Below are 17842 nucleotides of genomic sequence, written 5' to 3'. Positions count from 1 at the left end.
TCTGCAAAATATGGACTTCAGAGCCAGAAAGATTCATCATCAACCCAACCCATCAAACCACGGGACTAAACAGCTAGGGTGTTTTCAGAAATCGGACACGAGTGAGAAATAAGTGCCTCGTCGTTGTCCGTATTGCGCCTGATAAATGCCGACGCCGCTACCGTCTCGAAGTTGGTAGCGTTTGTCGAACAGATTTACGATGTCAGCGCGAACTTTCAGATCGTGCCCCAGCGGGACGCGGGTAAAGGTGTACTGGTATCCGACGTTAAAAATGTCGTACTGGGGCTGTTTATCAAGATTGGCAAAGCCACTCCGCAGGCCGTATCCATACAGGAAATCTATATAAGCCAGGTGATGCTTGCTGGAATAGGATGCGCCAGCGCTGGCCGTATACTGTCCCTGATGGTCTAACTGGATGGCATGTGCGCGAATGTAGCTCAATTCTTCCGGATCGAACTGATACTCGGCGGAATTGATTTCTCGAGCTGCCGTTTTCACAAACGAGAAATTGCCAAACAGAGACCAGGGCCCGCGCCTCCAGGAGCTTCCAAACTCGGCACCATAGACGTGACCTCGGCGATAGCTGAATGGCGCGAGGATGACCGCACGACCAAACTGTCCAAGATCCGTAAGGTTGTGTGCCCACTTGCTGTAGGCGTCGATTGTAATCTGTAATTCGGGGGTAATATGCTGGAGAATGCCAGCGTCCACGTAGTTGGAGGTTTCAACTTTCGTGGGCGTATCTGTCAAATTGGCTGCGGCATTTGTGGTCCCTGCAAAACGCGCCAGTGTTGAAGGATAAACGTACTGTGGAGAAGGCGGTGCGAAGAACCTGGAGTAGCCGATGTGCAAGGTCGTGCTTCGGAACGGCTTCCACACCAGGTTGGCGCGCGGGCTGAGTTGTCCTTCGTCTCCAAAAGACGATGCAAACCGATCGTAGCGAATACCATAATTGAAAGTGAGCTTGCGGGTGATGCGATATTCATCCTGAAGGTAAGCCCCCGCTTCAACGGACCAGTTGCCCGTATTGTCTATTAGCCGAAGAGGGGTAGACGAAGTTTGTTTGTCATCGTCACCTACTGGGAATGCGAGAGAGTCGGTATCAAGGCGCTCGGAGGTATATTGACCAAGTAGACCAGCCCGAAGGGTATGGTGTGGAGCGATATCATAAGACAAATCGAATTGTGCGCCGCCAGTTGTAAAGTCATTGACCTCGTGTTCAGCCACACCCTGAAAAATAAGGTCCCGAGCCGGGTCTGGCGTATAATCGATGCGCCCGTAACGAAAATACGGTGAGAATTGAAGGTTCAGTTTGTCAGCGCTGTGCTGGTATGAAACGACGGCGTAATAGTTTTGCTCTGTCTGGCTGTCATCCAGAAAGCGTGATTGTACAGAGGGGTGTGACCAGTCTGTTCCAGAAAGTTGATAAACCGGTTGCAGGCCTGTCGTGTTGGGAAGTTCAAAATCTGCGTAAGATGCACTTGTCAGGAGGGAGATACGGTCGGTGTCGTTCAGCTTCCATGAAAAATAACCAAACGCCTTTTCCTGCTGGGTTGTGTCATGCGTTGCGCGGAAGGACGCGGTCGGGTTCTCGATACCAATATTATTTCGGTTCATGGACAGCGTCGTAAAATATTCAAAGCGCCCTTTTGAACCGCCCAATTGTAAGGACGGTGCAAAAGTGTTGTAGCTGCCGCCATAGAGTGAAAGCTGGTTATTTTTCAGGGTGGATCCGCTTTTTGTATGCACGTCCACAATGCCGGCCGTACGGAACCCGAATTGAGCGGGGAGGGTTCCCGTCAGAAGGTCAACCGATTGGATAATGCGTGTATCCAGTTCCTGACCAAAACCATTCAAGCCCTCCGGAAGTAGGACACCGTTGACCCGGTAAGTCAGGCCGCCATGTTCGCCTCGGACATGCACTTCTCCGTAGCTGTCCTGCACGACGCCAGGCATTCTGAGCATAATCTGGCTGAAAGAAGCATTCTGCCCCTGAGGCGTAGCCTGGATCTGTCGTTGATCAATGCCGTAGGAGACTGCGCCCAGGCCAGGGAAGATACGTCCGCGCGCCTGATCGAGGTGCCCCATGACAGTTACGTGCTCAGCGGGTTTGTCTTTGGATTGAATAGCTCTCTTTTCAGATTTTTTGGAAATCTTCTTTTGGGGCTCGCCGGATGGCGCATTATCGGCAGCAAATACATCAGTTGCCAGTAGCCCTGTAAGGAGCGTGGTTCCTGCAATTGCTATCCGAAAGGGGACAGTTGAAACTCTTGAATTTGCGGTGTGCTGTTTAATATAGCATTTGCTATATCTAAAGGCGAATTTTGAGCGCAAAAATGCTGTTGCCATAGTTGGTTCTCAATTTTTCTGGGGTGTCGTTCAGCCGACCAGAGTGTCGTACAGAAGTTTAAAGTTCAGGATGAGAATAAGACCCGCGACGATCCATGACAGTGCGGTCATGAAGCGGTTGATTGTGAATTCGCCCATCTTGCGACGGTCAGACACAAACATCACAAGGGGAATGACTGCGAAAGGAAGCTGAAGGGACAGGATGACCTGACTGGCCATCAGCAGAGCGCCTACGCCATGGCTTCCGTAGAGCACAGTTACCACCGCGACGGGAATGATCGCCAGGCCGCGGGTCAGCAGTCGTCTTGCCCAATGCGGGATATGGAGGCGCAGGAAGCCTTCCATAATGATCTGGCCGGCCAGTGTTCCGGTGACGGTTGAGTTTGTGCCCGCAGCCAGCAGTGCCAGGGCGAAAAGCGTAGAGGCTATTCCGAGCCCAAGAATGGGGGAGAGAAGATGATAGGCATCTTCGATCTCGGCCACATTCTGGTGGCCTGTCTCATGAAAAGCTGCGGCTGCCACAATGAGGATCGCCGCGTTGATGAATAGCGCGAGCATGAGGGCAATTGTGCTGTCCCATGTTGCCCACCGAATGGCATCACGACGTCCAACGGGCGTTCGCTCATAGGCCCGCGTCTGTACAATAGACGAATGCAGATACAGGTTATGCGGCATGACCGTGGCACCGATAATGCCAATCGCAATGTAGAGCATTCCTGGCGTGGTCACGATTTCCGGCGTCGGAATAAGGCCCTTCAGGATTGCTGCAACGGGTGGTGTGGCCGCAACGAGCTGTACCCCAAAGCAAAGCGCAATGATTGAGAGAAGGCCGATGACAAAAGCTTCCAGATACCGGAAGCCGCGGCCCATCAGCAGAAGAACTATGAAGGCGTCCAGAATGGAGAGGAGCGCGCCACCCAAAAGAGGGAGGCCGAAGAGCAGTTGCAATGCAACGGCCGTTCCAATCACTTCAGCCAGATCGCAGGCGATAATCGCTAACTCGCATGCCAGCCAAAGCACTACGTTCAGCGCAGGCGGAAAATGGTCACGGCAGGCTTGCGCCAGATCCCGACCGGTGGCGATGCCAAGGCGTGCAGAGAGAGCTTGGAGAAGGATCGCCATCAGGTTGGAAAGCATGATGACGCAGAGCAGCGTGTAGCCGTACTGAGCGCCTCCTTGCAGATCCGTCGCCCAGTTTCCTGGGTCCATATATCCAACTGAGACCATGTATCCGGGCCCAACGAACGCGAGGAATCGCTTCAGCCACGTTGTTGACCCTTCAGGAACCCGAACGCTTGAAAACACCTCAGGCAGGCTTGGTCGTTCCGCATCGTCATGACGCGAAAAGCGCCAGGCTTTGCTGGGGGCGGACTTCTGGGTGGGGGCATCGGAGCGTTGGTCGGACATCAGAATGTCATTCAAGCTTGGAACCGTAAAATATGCAATATGCTATATTCATAAACATTGTCTTATTTTTCTTCTGAAGAAGATCGCTCTGAGGCCTCTGGAATTAACAGGAAGAATGTTTTATTCGGTCTGGAATAATTGATTAAGCGGTTTTCTTGAGAATGGAACAGAAGAAGAAAAAGCAGAAATCCCTGGTGGACATGCAACTCCACTCAGAAGGGTTCAGGGCCAATCGAGCTGCCAGGCAGAAGGTGCTGGTAGAAGATTACGTCGAGCTGATTTCTGATCTTCTGGCTGAGGGGCAGGAGGCGCGCCAAGTCGATATTGCCGGTCGTCTTGGTGTGTCTCAGCCAACGGTGGCTAAGATGCTGGCTCGCCTGTCAACGGAAGGGCTGGTGACACAAAAGCCGTATCGGGGCGTTTTCCTGACGGATGCTGGTCAGCAGATGGCGCATAAGGCCCGTCATCGGCACGGAATTGTGGAGGCGTTTCTGTTGGCGTTGGGAATTAGTGAGGAAAATGCCCGGATCGATGCCGAAGGCATTGAACATTACGTTGGCCCGGAAACTCTCGCCGCTTTCGAAACTGCGCTTAAAAAGGGGCTAGCGCAGTTTTCGTCGACAAATACTGTCGATGCAAAGTTACGCTGAGGCCGACATTACGTGAGATGGCATTTTCCTTTGAAGCGACAAATGGAGCAAACCACAGTCGCAGAGGGATCATCGTTAAACAGACATCCTTTGGACCGTTCCATGGCATAGCCTTTGGGAGGGGGATTATTCTGGAAAGTGTCCACGATCTTACTCATCCAGAGCTTTAGTCTCTCAGGGACGTGGTCATGGTTATCAAGCCACCATTCGACATCGCTTTCAGGGCGATCAATCTGGATGGCCAGATCTGCAGGTGTCCATCTCGTGACACTCAGGAAATCGTTTAACGTAATGCCGCACATTTCAGCATCTCCTGTGTCTCAAAGAAGCTCTCACGCCGTGATACGCGAAGCCTGCTTTTTTCGTCAATATATCGTTAATCTCGTTTTTTCTGAATGTGTTATTTTTTGAAACATTGCGCTAGAAATGGTTCTGATTGGCGGTAAAGCGCCATTCCATCCCAGATACCCATGGGTGGTAAGCTGTGTTGAGGGTTTCTGTCAGATCGTGCCTGCATCCAAGGTGCATGACCGTCAGGTGCAGTGGAAACTTTATATTTCTGGCTTGAGTTTATGTTCGCGGATTTGTGAAGATTAAGTCGGCGCCAGAGAACTTCCATTTTCTGAATGGAGGTAGAGGCGATGCAATACTCACTCCGATTCTCGTTGATTTCTGAGCATATGCGGTGCTCAACCGGGACGACACTGTCACAAGCCGTCAGGGGTGCCGGTGTGGGCGATAGCGTCAGGGTGCAGTGTCTTACTTCGAAGACTAGCGGACCGCTAATGGGCCTGAGGCAACGCGGGAAGAGCATAATGCACTGCCGTCGTTTTAGTATCTAACTGCGCTACGGCATCTTTGCCGGAATTTTGTCTGCGCAGCTGCGTTGCTATTCTGGGCTGTGTACTGTCGCCGTTATATTCCTAGCCACATGTTTCGACGTGAATTCCGTCCTGAATAAGTGCTTTGCGAATAGTGGGCTTCAATTGTGAGTCTGTCAGAACAACGTCGAAATCGCTGAGTGAGGCGAGGCGGTGCAGGCCGCCTTTTCTAAATTTTGTGCTGTCGACCAATAGTACGGTCTGATCGGCAATTTGCATGAGTGCCTGTTTGACTTTCACAACGTCCTGATCGTTCTGAAACGCTGTTTCGTTGTGAATGATCGACGTGGAAAGAAACATCGTATTGGCGCGCAGCGACTTTGCAGCCTGCTCACAGACCAAACCAAAAAAGGCATTCCGAGGCTGGTTATAGTCGCCCCCCAGGCAAATCAGTTTCAGGTTGGGATAGGGAGCAAGCGCCTGAATGACGCCTACGGCATTCGTAATGATGGTCAGCGGGGCAAGAGCCGGAAGGAGCGGCAGCATCGCTGCGACCGTTGTAGAGTCGTCCAGAACAAGAATTTGCTCCGGTGTAATCATCGAAATGGCCCGTTGAATAATTGATTCCTTCAGGTCAGGCGCGCGTGATTTTCTGAAATTGACTGTTTTTTGAGTGACGACACGATTCTTGAGAACAATGCTGCCGTGCAGTTTGTCGATCAGGCCCTGCGCTGCCAGTGCGTGAGCATCACGGTGAATTGTCATCCTGCTGACGTCAAAACGCTCAGACAGATTCTCAATTGTGGCACTTCCTGTTTCCAGAAGGACGTCGAGGATCTGTTGCTGACGGGCACTGTTATCCCGGCGTTTGCTGAGAAGGACGGCGGGAGAGGTAGCTGGAACGCCCGAACCATCAGTCATCTGTCAAAAAGATCCTTGTCACCGGGTAAGGCCAATTATGGCATCGCGACATCTACATACCAGCACTGACCAAATTTGTAATGTTCTGATCGGCTCTGTGGTGTGCTTTTCACGGGATTAATCACACAAAGATTTTTGGCGCGACGAAAGTGATATTTATCACATTGACGAAGGCATAATAACACTTATATCACCAAATAATAACATTTATGGTGTTATCAGTTGGGCGATTTGCTAAAGCTGATGGCGAGAATGTCCGGAGGGCGAAATGCGCCAGGATTTCACGATCGGGATCGATTGCGGTTCTACTACGACGAAGGCTGTCATCTTCTCGAAGACAGGTGGAATTGTAGGGACTGGCCGTCGTCGTGTTCCCCAGCATACGAATGAACCCCGCCACGTTGAGCGTGATATGCACGAAGCTTGGCAGGCTGTTGTAGAGGCAGTCCGGGAAGCTTTGGACGTTTCTGGACTGAGTGGTGAGGATATTGCTGGCGTTGGGGTCACTGCGCACGGTGATGGGCTTTTCGTTCTTGATCGCTCAAGTCAACCGTTAGGCCGTGGGATTATGTCGCTCGACAGTCGGGCCACAGAAATTCATGATGAATGGAAACGGGAAGGGCGGCTGGAAAAGATCGTCCCTTTCGCGGGGCAGCGTCCATATCCTTACTCCGCCACAACCCTGTTGGCATGGATGAAGCGCCATCAACCTGATCGTTATCAGGCCATTGGTACCGTCTTTTTTGCCAAAGACTGGATCCGGCTTTGTCTGACCGGGGAAATTGCGACAGATCTGACAGAGGCCAGCACATCTTTCACAGATCTCTACACGCAGGACTACAGCGACAGCATCCTTGAGGTGTTGGATCTGCGCGAAATCCGCGGTGCGCTTCCTAAAATGCTACTGTCCTGTGACCAGGGTGGAACGATCACGGCAGAAGCTGCTCGTGCGACCGGCCTACGGGAAGGAACGCCCGTTGCTGTCGGGTTGCATGATGTAACAGCCGCGGCTGTGGGATCAGGCTACACGCGACCAGGTGATCTTTCGATCACGGCGGGCACTTTTTCTATCAATGAAATTTTCCGCAGTCGGCCTGTCATAGGTGATGGCTGGTCCTGCCGCGCAGGCTATCGTCGCGGGTTGTGGAACTGCATGGCTATTTCGCCCGCGTCGTCCAGCAATCTGGAATGGCTCGCGCGCATGCTGCTTCCAGAGGAAAAAGAGGCAGCTCAAGTTCTCACAAAGGAAGTTGAGGCAAAGCTTGGGCGTTCTCGCGGCGAGCGACCGATACCGCTGTATCATCCGTTTCTTTTTGGCTCGCCTTACGAAGCGCCAGCAAGTGCCTCTCTTTTCGGGGTGCAGTCCTGGCATGATCGAGCGGATCTGTTTCAGGCGATGATTGAGGGAACAATCTTCAACCATCGCGAGCATGTTGAGACCCTGCGTCAAACAGGGGATGTGCATCGCCTCGGTGTCTCGGGCGGCGGTAGCAGTCAGGCATCTATTGCGCAGATGTTTGCGGATATTCTCAACATGCCAGTCGAAATTTCCAGCGTTCGGGAGGCTGGAGCCCTAGGCGCGGCTCTGACGGCAAGTGTTGCTGTTGGGCTTTATGGAGATCTTGAGGAAGCTGTGGCTGCTCAGGAAATTCCTATGAATGTCTATCAGCCGGACCCCGCACGCGCACGGATCTATGAGGGCATTTATCGCCGATACGTCGCACTGACGCTGGCGATGAAACCTTTTTGGTCCGGTTTGTATGAGGCCGGTAGCGAAGTCAGTGGCGCTCCGGAAACTCCGGTGGGGCCCGTCATGAATTATGCGCTCTCAGCCGAAATCGCGAAGGAAATGCATTCGTGAAGACACTTTCAGCCGTGCCGGATAATGCCGAATTTGATGTCGTTATTATCGGGGCTGGCATTAATGGCGCGGGCCTGTTTCGTGAGCTTGCCCTTCAGGGCGTGAAGACGCTTATTCTGGATCGAAGCGACATTTGTACAGGGGCATCCTGCGCACCCTCCCGCTTGATTCATGGTGGTATCAAGTATCTGGAAACGGGCGAGTTCAAGCTTGTGGCACAATCGACGTTGGAGCGAAATCTGCTCCTGCGGAATGCCCCGCATTTCGTTCGGCCATTGCCGACTGTTCTGCCGATCCGCACATGGCTTGGAGGGATCGTCACATCATTTCGTCGCTTCCTGAACCTCGGCGGCAAAATGACGGATCGTGGCGCGCTGGTTCTGGAAGTCGGGCTTCAGATTTACGATTTCCTTGGGCGCCGCGCTCGCGTCATGCCACGACATTCCCTTTCCCTCAGCCAGAAAACGCGCCGTGAATGGCCTCATATGGCGAAGGATGTTGTGGCAACAGCACAGTATTACGATGCTGCGATCACGCAGCCTGAACGCCTCGGATATGAATGCGTGCAGGATGCACTGGAAACGGCTCCGAACTGTGAGGCAGTAACCTATGTTGTCCCAGAGACTTTCCAAAGCGGACAACTCGTCCTGCGAGACGTGCTCACCGATGAAGTAAAAACGGTAAAGGCGCGTGTTCTGGTTAATGCGGGCGGCGCGTGGATTGATCAGATCAATACGATCCTGGGTAACCCGACAAAATATATTGGCGGGACAAAAGGGTCTCATCTGCTGTTGAAGCATGATGACCTGCTCCGGGAACTGAAGGGCCGGATGGTCTATTTCGGGACGCCGGATGGACGGATCTGTCTTGCATATCCGTTTTTTGGTCATGTCCTGGTTGGCTCTACCGATATCCGGATCGACGATCCGGACAAGGCTGTCTGTACGGACGAGGAGCAGGATTACATGCTGCGGATGCTGGCTGATCTGTTCCCCGGTTTCCATATCGGAAGCGAGCAGGTCACCTACCGTTATAGCGGCGTTCGTCCGCTACCAGCCACCAATGCTGCCGATCCTTCTGCGATCAGTCGTGATCACATCGTTCATGAAGACAGGCTGGGTGCAACGCCTGTTCTGTCTCTCGTGGGTGGAAAATGGACGACTTTCCGTGGGTTGGGCGAAGAAGTCGCGGATCGTGTACTGGCGCTGCTGGGGCACCCACGAAGCACATCAACGCAGGAGTTGGCCATCGGCGGCGGTCGTGGCTTCCCGGATGCAGATCAGCACACAGCCTATCTGGACAGGTTTGCGAGTTCTTTTGGGCTGCCGCGCCCGCGTGCGTCCGTGCTGCTGGATCGGTACGGAACGCTGGCCAGAAAGATCGCGGGATTTTGTCAGGAGGCGGCAGATGCTCCTCTTCGGACGCTCCCCTCCTACACACGTCGTGAACTGATGTTCATTGCTGAAAATGAGCTGGTTCGCCGTCTGTCGGACGTTCTTTACCGTCGTACGACCATTGCACTCAGTGGCGCCATGACGCCGGCAGTCGTGCTGGAAGTTGCAAATATCATTGGAGGAACGCTGGGCTGGGATGAGCGGGAAGCCGCACGTCAGGCTCAGGACGCCTGGAGGGAAGGGCAGCAGCGCCACAACCTTCAGGGTGAGTTCCCTCTATCGGCTGAAACCCCGGAAATTCTGAAAGCTTGAGCCATGAACCGTTACGAAGAAAAAATTGCACGGATGCGCGCTGGCAAAGACACGCGCTATGATTTCATCCTTGCGGACGCCAAGGACTCAGATATGGCAGCCGGGATCAGTGCGATGGGTAATCGCCGCAATCCTCGGGCAGGACAGTCTCTGTTCCGCACACGGCCGCAATATCTGTCGGAGATCCAGTCCATTATCCGTCAGGATATTGTGGACATCATGCTGACCTCGGTCTCCATTTTGGAAGATCTGCTGGAGCGTGATGCGTTTGACGGGACCAAAGTTCAGACGGCAATTCGTGCAAACGACACGACAGACCTGTGGCGTGGACGGGGAGGGCATTATCGCTCCCAGAAGTCTGTTCCGTTTCGCTCCGCGTCACTGGAGCGGGCGCAGACAAACCTTGGCCTCTATTCGATGACGTTTAACGGCGATGTTGACCAGGATACGCTGGCTCTGGAAGAGTTCGCTCGGTTCCGCGAAGAGGCTAAGATCAACGGGTTTTCTTATTTCCTCGAAGTCTTCAACCCAAATGAAGGGCATATCGCTCCTGAAGATTTCGGAGTGTTCCTGAACGATATGGTTACCCGTGCGCTTGCGGGTCTTCGCAAGGAAGAGAAGCCTGTCTTCCTGAAGGTGCCGTTTAATGGCAGCGAGGCGTTTGCGGAACTGTGCGAGTACGACCCAAGCGTTATCGTGGGAATTATGGGCGGTGGAAGCGGGACGACGCGCGACTGTCTGGAGCTGATTCATCAGGCTCAGAACAGTGGTGCCAGAGCCGCACTATTCGGTCGCAAGATTGTGGATGCAGCGGACCCGCTCTTGCTGATTGAAGCGATGCGTCGCGTCACGGATGGAGACCTCTCTCCTAACGAAGCTACGCATTTCTATCATGATGGTCTTGCCCGGAAGGGCATTGCCACCCTGCGCCCAGCGGATGCCGATAGTCAGGTGACGGAAAGCGTTCTGCTGGAGCGGGCAGCTTAAAAAAACTCGCAGAGGCAATAAAGTTCCTGTTTTCAGCATCTTCGTACCTGCCTTCAGATCTTTGCTGGAGAGCAGGTACGGAGAGTTGAATTGAAAATATCATTCCCTTCGGAACTTCATGTCTTTGGAGTGTTATGATTTAACGCTAAACGTGGCTTGGGTTTAGCGATCAAGATTCGATGGTCGCTGCCTTCTTGTCGGGAGATGAATGGTGACTCGTAAAACGGTCTGGATCGGTACGAACTGGAAGATGAACAAGGGACCTGCCGAGGCCTTGGCTGCTGCAGAAGCGCTTAAGGCGTATCGAGCGCCGGATGGCGTGAAGCCGTTCATCATCACACCATTTACGTCCTTGCAGGCTGTTGCGAACGTTCTGAAAGGCGCGGACGTGCTTGTCGGCGCACAGAATATGCACTGGGAAGAGAGCGGCTCCTGGACGGGTGAAATTTCCCCCAGCATGGTGAAAGAGTGCGGTGCGGATATCGTACTGATCGGCCATTCGGAACGTCGGCAGCATTTTGCGGAAACAGACTGGACTGTCAGTCGCAAGATGTCCGCGGCCCTTCGTCATGGCTTGCGTCCTTTGCTTTGCATTGGCGAGAGCCTCGAAGAGTATGATTTTGGCGTTACGGCAGAGACACTCTCCCGTCAGCTCAAAATTGCGCTGCATGACGTGGCGCATGCAGACCTTCCAAATATTCTGATTGCTTACGAACCGGTCTGGGCCATCGGTGCGGGCGGGCACGCCGCCGACACTGACTGTGTTGCAAAAGTCCATGCCGGATTGCGTGCTGTTCTGTGTGAGATTGCCGGCAAGGATATCGGCGATCGCGTACCGCTGCTCTATGGCGGAAGTGTCACGCAGGATAATGCCCGCAGCTATGTGAGCCAGCCAAATGTGGATGGCGTATTTGTGGGGCGCGCTGGCTGGTCAGTTCCTGACTTCGAAAAGCTGATTGATCGTGTGATCGAGGAAAGAGCACCTGCATGATGCCCGATATCCTTCATGGAAGCCGTGCTTTGTCCGCACGGCGTCAAGCCGTTCTGGATTACGTTACGGCGCATGGCTGTGTTCTGATCCAGGATCTGCTGGTTCAGTTCACCATGACCCGTGCAGCCATGACCCGTGACCTGCACGCGCTTGCGACACAGGGACTGATCCGTAAAGTTGGTGAAAGCGTTACGACGCTTTCGAATGCTGTGGCAGCAAGCAGCATCATGCTTCGTGCTCGACAGGCTGTGCAGGAAAAGCTTGGTATTACAGCGATTGCTGCTGGCTTGATCGAAGAGGGCGATACGATTGCCTTGGATGACTCCACAACATCGCGCTTTCTATCCGAACGCCTGACAGCAATCGGTCAGCTTACAGTCGTGACGAACAGTCTTGGGATAAGTACGAAGATCGGACGGTCTCGTGACATCAGCCTGATTGCACTGGGTGGGCGTTACAATCCAACATTCGATGCATTTCTCGGGGTTTTATGTGAACGCAGCGTTACGTCGCTTCGGATCAACACATTATTCATGTCTACCTCGGCTATTCACGGTCTTTCTGCCTATCATCAGGACGAAGATCTGATCAAAGCCAAGAGTGCGCTCATGAACATGGCTGATCGCCGCGTTTTAATGGTGGATAGCCGTAAATTTGGAATTAGCGCGCTAAATCATCTGGCAAACCTGACGGATTTTGATGCCGTTATTACGGACTCAGGCCTCTCTGGAGAGATCGCTGACAGAATGATGGGGGCAGGTGTCAAATTGCATATCGCAGACATTCCGTCTGCTGAAATCCCCATGGCAATGATGGCATAAGACTTTTTTCTGCGTTCAGAAGAATTATCGGCTGTGAGTTATTTCTGACGCGTTTTTTACAAAACACTTGGTCTGGGCTTTTATTAGGGCTGGCATTTTTGTGACAGCATCCTGACCAGACCATTCAAAACTAAAGACCTCTTATATTGTTTTATATCGGGAGTAACCTGACACAAATAAGAGCAAGGACAGTCCTATGACCCTTAGTCATTGCAGCGGGCTAATTGTTGTGGACAAGAAGGGGGCACAGCTTCTTTTCCTGCATCCAACAACGCTTGAAGTGCTGGATCATATTGGGGGGATGCCAAGTCTCCCGCATGAGCTGGCTATAGATGAGACGCGCGGGATTGCATTTGTTCCAGCGTATGGGAATGGTTTTCACGGCAACAATCCCATACCAAACCATTTTGTTTCCGTTATAGATCTGTATGCCAGAACAAAAATTTCAGACATTGATCTGACACCCCTTGAGTCACCGCATACATTACGGTTTGGGCCGGACGGGTTGCTGTATGTTTGCTGTGAGAACAGTTCTGCTGTGGCAGTGATTGATCCGGAGACGAAAAGAGTTATCCATATCCTGCAGGCATTTTCTCGCAATGCACACAGGCTTACCATCCTTCCGCAGCGTAAGCTGATTGTTACCGAAAACGAAGAAGATGCGACGCTGACCGTTCTTCGTATTGGTGATGACAGCGTCAGGCGCACGATCGTTCTGCCCGCGCCCTCTGCTGGCATCGATCATCTGCCGGATGAAAAATTCCTGGTGGTCAGTAATGCGCTCAAACCAACTTTATTTCTTATGGATGTGGATGCGGGAGAGCTCCGTCAGGAAGTTGAACTGAAGCATCATCATAAAAGTGCGCAGGTTGTGCGCGTTAGTCCCGATGGAAAATGGCTTCTGGTTATCGGAGATTTTGAGCCGACTGTGACATTGATCAGTCTGCCACAGTGGGACCAGTACCCCGTTCCGGTTGGGCAGAAGCCAATGGACGCTGCTTTCCGTCCAGATGGAACAACTGTGCTTGTGGCAAATGAAGATGATGGAACGTTAACTGAGATCCAGCTTTCCAGTCGTAAGGTACTGCGAACAGTGAAAGCTGGGGTTGGGTGCGAGACCCTTGGTTTTTTTTGAAGCACCGTGACGTGTTCTGGCGTGGGTCACGGTGCTTCAGAGCTGGTTTCTGACGTTTAGAAATTGATAAGCGTCGTGACTTTAAAGCTACGGCCAGGCTGTGTGTAATAGGACTTGGGGACACTGATGCTGTCAGGCACATCCAGTGCATTATAATAACGCTTGTTGAACATATTATACATTCCCGCCTGAACGCGGAGGTTCGGGAAGAATTTCGGTGAGTACCACCCCGTCAAATCGAAGAGTGCATAGCCCGGTGTTTTGTTCACATTAGACGCCATGTTCTGCACCTTGTTGCGCGCCGCCGCGAATGTCGTGGAGAAATTTGCTCCCCAGTGCTCTCGGTTATAGGCAACGCCCACAATTCCGCGGAATGGTGCAACGGAGTTCAGGTGCACATGCTCATCGGTATCCTGACCATCAGAATACGCAAGGGACGTCCATACCTGCCAGTAATTGGCGAAAGTCCAGTTAGCGCGTGCTTCTACGCCGTAAATACGGACATGCTGGCGATTAACGTATTCGAAAACACCAAACGGGTAATATCCGCCGATGCCGGCTGCTGCCGCTGTTGTTGTGATCGTATCGATGAAATTGTGATAGTAATTATCGAAGAACGAAACTGTGGCGCCTCGTTTGGAATCTCCATATCGCGCGCCAACCTCCCAGCCACGACTGGTTTCCGGTTTGAGGTTCTGGTTTCCGATTGAGACGTAGCTGCCTGTACCACCATAGGTCAGATACATTTCTGTCGCAGACGGAGCACGGAAGGCCTCGGAGTATTGTCCGTAAAGTGTCAGGTTTCTCAGGACCCGAGCTTCGACCAGAACCTTCGGGGAATAATGCGAGCCACTGGCTCCGTTTGGTGTGCCTTCATAAGCTGCATTTTTGCTGTAGCTGGGCGTGTCCTGCGGGCTACGTCTGTAGTGATCGAAGCGGAAACCTGGTGTGACGTGCAGCCATTCCATTTTCCCGAAACCAATACGATCCTGAACAATTGCCCCGAGGTCAGTTCCGTGAACGTCGGGCATATCAGACTGGTTTACATGCAAGAAGCTGCACGCATAGACCTGTGCCGTGCAATTATCGAGACCAGCAGCATACTGGCTTGTATCCGTGATGTACGCTTCTCCGCCAAGGGTAATCACATGATGAAATGGGCCGGTGAAAACATTGGACGTGATTGAGCCCGTCGTTCCATAGGACTGAACAGCGAGGTTACTGTCCCGATCATATTCGCCAATGGGCGATGTCAGACGATTGGCGGCTGTATCTGTGATTGAATTGACCTTCTGCCAATAAGCAATGAGATGGGCTTCGCTGATAAAGGCTATCGGCTTTTCCGATTTATAATCGTAACTTCCTGAAACGCGCGTGCGCTTGCTTTCTTCCAATGTGTGATAGCGGCTGTATGTTGAGCTAATACTGCTCAGGGTGTTTTCGTTATAATTTCGATCAAATACTTCACCGGTCAAGCCAAAGCGATGACCGCCTTCCACGTATTGGTGAATTTTACCCAAGAAGTTTCCTTGCGTGTAGGAAGCGGGATCTTTGTCTGATCGTGTGGACCCAACGCCGCCTGTGCCGCCCATATTTCCGGTTTGGCTGCCAGTCTGGTAGCCGCCCTGAACTAAAATCATTGTATTATGGTAACGTCCAGCAAGGGCCTGATTGAGATATCCACTCTCGCTGGACCCATCATATGTCAGTTTGGTCAGGCCGCCGTAGGCTTTGTTGCCTGTCAGAAGGTCTTCCGGGTCAAGTGTCTTGAGTGAAACAACGCCGCCGAGCGCACCTGTTCCGAAAAAGCCAGAGTTCGCGTTTTTGACAATGTCGATCGAGCCAAGAGAATTAAAATCATAGGACGAAACACCCCCACTGACACCACGTGCGCCGTCATTCGCCCAGATTGTTCGAATGCCGTCTATGGTGGTGAGAATGCGGTTCTGATCCAGCCCACGCATATTAATGCTGAGATTGTTATTGTTGTAATTCACTCCCGCGTCCACGCGACGAGCATAGTCCGAAATGCTGTCAATCATGCGGGACTGAAGGGTTTTGAGCGTGGTCGTTGTAGTCATGACACGCGGCTTTCCGACGGCACTATAGTCCGCATCCGGATCAACCTTCATGGAATCAATGATGTCTGCAGCAGCCTGCCCTCGAACGTGGAGGGGCTTGAGCTGAACTGTAGGGGCTGCCCCAGTATGTGCTGGGATGCCGTCTGTTTTTGCATCAGTGACTTTCTCAGAGTCTTTGCTCGTCTGGGCTTGAGCAGATGATAAAGCTGCAAAAATGCAGACGAGCGCAGACGTTGCCAGCATGGACTGTCGCAGAAAACGTGTTGGACGAGCGCTTTGCCTGCTCATGGAAACTTACACCCTTAAATGAGAATTGTTCGCATCTAATGGCGATGGAATTTCGTGGCGTCAATCTAAATGATAGTGATTCTCATTTTCATTGAAGCGGGTGGATGAATATGCCACACAGAGCCCGCGTCGACTCTTTCCTGTGGGGAAGGGAGCCAACGGTTCAGGCATTCATTTAAGCTGAGATTAAAAGGAGAAATGGCGGATATGAGCGCGTTTTTCACCGACAATACGCTTTCCCTGGCGCTACGGGAAAAGACAAAATCCATTCATGACCGGACTGATCACAAGATCATGTCCATGGGAATTTTTTCCAGTCTGGACGGGTATCGGATCTTTCTTCTGTCTCAGTATGTCTTCCTGAGAGATATGACAAATATTTACGAAAACGAAATGTTACGAAACCTTCTTCCCGATCTTGAGACACGCAACCGGTTTCCCTGGGTGGAAGCTGACATGCGTGATCTGGGTCTGGCAGCCCCAATGGCGCATCGTGGGAACGTGATTCCGTTCAACCCTTCGGTTGCCGTAGGTTGGCTATACGTTGCTGAAGGATCGAAGCTGGGCGCGAATATCCTGTCCAAGATGGCAATGTCTCTTGGGCTGACAGAAAGTTTCGGGGCGCGGCACCTGGCTCCTGCACCGGAAGGTCGGGGCCTGTCGTGGAAAACGTTTAAGGCGGCGATTGATAGCGCTGATCTGGATCGGGCAATTTGTGTTTCGGCTGCTGAGGAGGCTTTCGCCCGCTTCTCTAGCTGTCTGGATCAGATGGCCGCTTTGAACTCGGAGGAGATTTTCTCCGCCAGTCAGAATGAAAGAGTTAGTCTTTAAATGAGAATGACTTTTGATTGCATGATATCGTATTTTTTCGGCGGCGAATGTCTGCCGATACGAGAAGGGCAGGGGCGATGAATAAATCAGGATTGGAACGCCGCAATTTTCTTGCATTGGTTTGTGCCAGTGCTTTGACGCCATCCTGCCTGCATGCAGCAACCCGGACGGTGACGGACAGTCGCGGTCGTCAGGTTGTTCTGGGAGCCGCTTCCAGAATTGCCTGCATTGGGGGAACAATCACCGAGACGCTTTATCGTCTTGGTGCAGCCGATCAAATTGTCGCCGTTGATACGACTTCGACCTGGCCGGAAGCCGCACTGAAAGATAAAAAATCTCTGGGCTATATGCGGGCCATCTCCTCGGAAGGGGTTTTATCCGTCAAGCCGGATCTCATTCTTGCGATGGACGCAGCAGGCCCAGCCGATGCCATGTCTCAGTTGGTGGCGTCAGATATTCCCATTGTGTTCGTAGATTCAACGCCTTCGCCCGACGCTATTATTGGCCGGACGCAGTTTCTGGCAAAAGTTGTGAACCGTGAGCAGGCAGGCACGCAGCTTGCTCAGGATATTCAGCAGAAGTTTTCTGCTCTTAAAAACTGGCGCGACACACATGCTGCGTCACCGCGCGTCCTGTTTGTTATGCGCATGACGAATAACCGTCCGCTAGCGGCGGGGCGGGGCACGGCTGCCGATGCCGTTATCCGGCTTGCAGGAGGCGTCAATGTTGGGGCGGATCTGCAGGGCTACAAGCTTCTGAACACGGAATCCCTTGTAACCCTGAAGCCCGATATCATTCTCACTATGAACCAAGGGGGCGAGGATATCCGCAAAGCTCTCTTGAGCGATCCCGGATTTAGTTTGACGCCAGCGGGGCAAAAAAAAGCCATTGTAGAAATGGAAGGGGAGCGCCTTCTGGGATTTGGTCCGAGAACGCCCGAAGCTGCGCTGGATCTGGCACGACTGATGGCGAAAGCGGAGCATCCTGCGTGAG

Annotated in this window: 14 protein-coding genes; 9 read left to right on the top strand and 5 right to left on the bottom strand. The window is 52.5% G+C overall.

Annotated features, from left to right (window positions below; translation table 11 throughout):
• Positions 1-84: 84 nt before the first annotated feature.
• Together HK24_RS07440 and HK24_RS07435 are read right to left on the bottom strand one after the other, a co-directional pair.
• Positions 85-2088, bottom strand: coding sequence for a TonB-dependent receptor (locus HK24_RS07440; RefSeq protein WP_233126166.1), 2004 nt, complete (start codon positions 2086-2088; stop codon positions 85-87).
• 291 nt (positions 2089-2379) lie between these two features.
• Positions 2380-3756 (bottom strand): Nramp family divalent metal transporter, encoded by a 1377-nt coding sequence (locus HK24_RS07435; RefSeq protein WP_086633943.1) that lies wholly within the window; start codon positions 3754-3756, stop codon positions 2380-2382.
• Between the two features lie 161 nt (positions 3757-3917).
• Here HK24_RS07435 and mntR point away from each other — a divergent pair, with 161 nt between their 5' ends.
• Positions 3918-4406: a manganese-binding transcriptional regulator MntR gene (mntR, locus tag HK24_RS07430; RefSeq protein WP_086633942.1), complete on the top strand. Its 489-nt coding sequence runs from the start codon at positions 3918-3920 to the stop codon at positions 4404-4406.
• Positions 4407-4414: 8 nt separating this feature from the next.
• Here the strand turns inward: mntR and HK24_RS07425 are convergent, their stop codons facing one another.
• Both HK24_RS07425 and HK24_RS07420 read right to left on the bottom strand, forming a co-directional pair.
• The gene (locus HK24_RS07425; protein WP_046899513.1) at positions 4415-4708 is read right to left on the bottom strand and encodes a hypothetical protein; all 294 of its coding nucleotides are present in this window, start codon (positions 4706-4708) and stop codon (positions 4415-4417) included.
• A gap of 621 nt (positions 4709-5329) precedes the next feature.
• Positions 5330-6148, bottom strand: coding sequence for a DeoR/GlpR family DNA-binding transcription regulator (locus HK24_RS07420; RefSeq protein ID WP_086633941.1), 819 nt, complete (start codon positions 6146-6148; stop codon positions 5330-5332).
• Positions 6149-6416: 268 nt separating this feature from the next.
• Here HK24_RS07420 and HK24_RS07415 point away from each other — a divergent pair, with 268 nt between their 5' ends.
• The 6 genes from HK24_RS07415 (at position 6417) to HK24_RS07390 (ending at position 13649) form a co-directional block, all read left to right on the top strand.
• The gene (locus HK24_RS07415) at positions 6417-8009 is read left to right on the top strand and encodes an FGGY-family carbohydrate kinase (protein ID WP_086633940.1); all 1593 of its coding nucleotides are present in this window, start codon (positions 6417-6419) and stop codon (positions 8007-8009) included.
• Complete coding sequence (locus HK24_RS07410; protein WP_086633939.1) at positions 8006-9715, top strand: glycerol-3-phosphate dehydrogenase/oxidase; 1710 nt, start codon at positions 8006-8008, stop codon at positions 9713-9715. Before HK24_RS07415 ends, HK24_RS07410 begins: the two co-directional genes overlap by 4 nt.
• Before the next feature lie 3 nt (positions 9716-9718).
• On the top strand, positions 9719-10702 hold the full coding sequence (locus HK24_RS07405) for a hypothetical protein (protein ID WP_086633938.1): 984 nt from the start codon (positions 9719-9721) through the stop codon (positions 10700-10702).
• 208 nt (positions 10703-10910) lie between these two features.
• On the top strand, positions 10911-11693 hold the full coding sequence (locus tag HK24_RS07400) for a triose-phosphate isomerase (protein ID WP_086633937.1): 783 nt from the start codon (positions 10911-10913) through the stop codon (positions 11691-11693).
• Entirely contained in the window at positions 11690-12514 is an 825-nt protein-coding gene (locus HK24_RS07395; protein WP_086633936.1) for a DeoR/GlpR family DNA-binding transcription regulator, read from the top strand. Before HK24_RS07400 ends, HK24_RS07395 begins: the two co-directional genes overlap by 4 nt.
• 196 nt (positions 12515-12710) lie before the next feature.
• Positions 12711-13649, top strand: coding sequence for a beta-propeller fold lactonase family protein (locus HK24_RS07390; protein ID WP_086633935.1), 939 nt, complete (start codon positions 12711-12713; stop codon positions 13647-13649).
• Positions 13650-13705: 56 nt separating this feature from the next.
• On the opposite strand, the gene HK24_RS07385 is transcribed toward HK24_RS07390, so the two are convergent.
• Positions 13706-15973, bottom strand: coding sequence for a TonB-dependent hemoglobin/transferrin/lactoferrin family receptor (locus HK24_RS07385; RefSeq protein WP_086633954.1), 2268 nt, complete (start codon positions 15971-15973; stop codon positions 13706-13708).
• A 252-nt stretch (positions 15974-16225) separates the two neighbouring features.
• On the opposite strand from HK24_RS07385, the gene HK24_RS07380 reads away from it, so the two are divergent.
• A complete protein-coding gene (locus HK24_RS07380) occupies positions 16226-16849 on the top strand; it encodes a biliverdin-producing heme oxygenase (RefSeq protein ID WP_086633953.1) in 624 nt (207 codons plus the stop codon).
• 77 nt (positions 16850-16926) lie between these two features.
• The gene (locus HK24_RS07375; RefSeq protein ID WP_086633934.1) at positions 16927-17841 is read left to right on the top strand and encodes a hemin ABC transporter substrate-binding protein; all 915 of its coding nucleotides are present in this window, start codon (positions 16927-16929) and stop codon (positions 17839-17841) included.
• The last annotated feature ends 1 nt before the right edge of the window (position 17842 follow it).

It is taken from the genome of Gluconobacter sp. DsW_058, assembly GCF_002153615.1.
GTDB classification, from domain to species: Bacteria; Pseudomonadota; Alphaproteobacteria; order Acetobacterales; family Acetobacteraceae; genus Gluconobacter; species Gluconobacter cerinus.
Note: the sequence above shows the minus strand (reverse complement) of the source record. Positions and strands in the feature narration are given on the sequence as shown.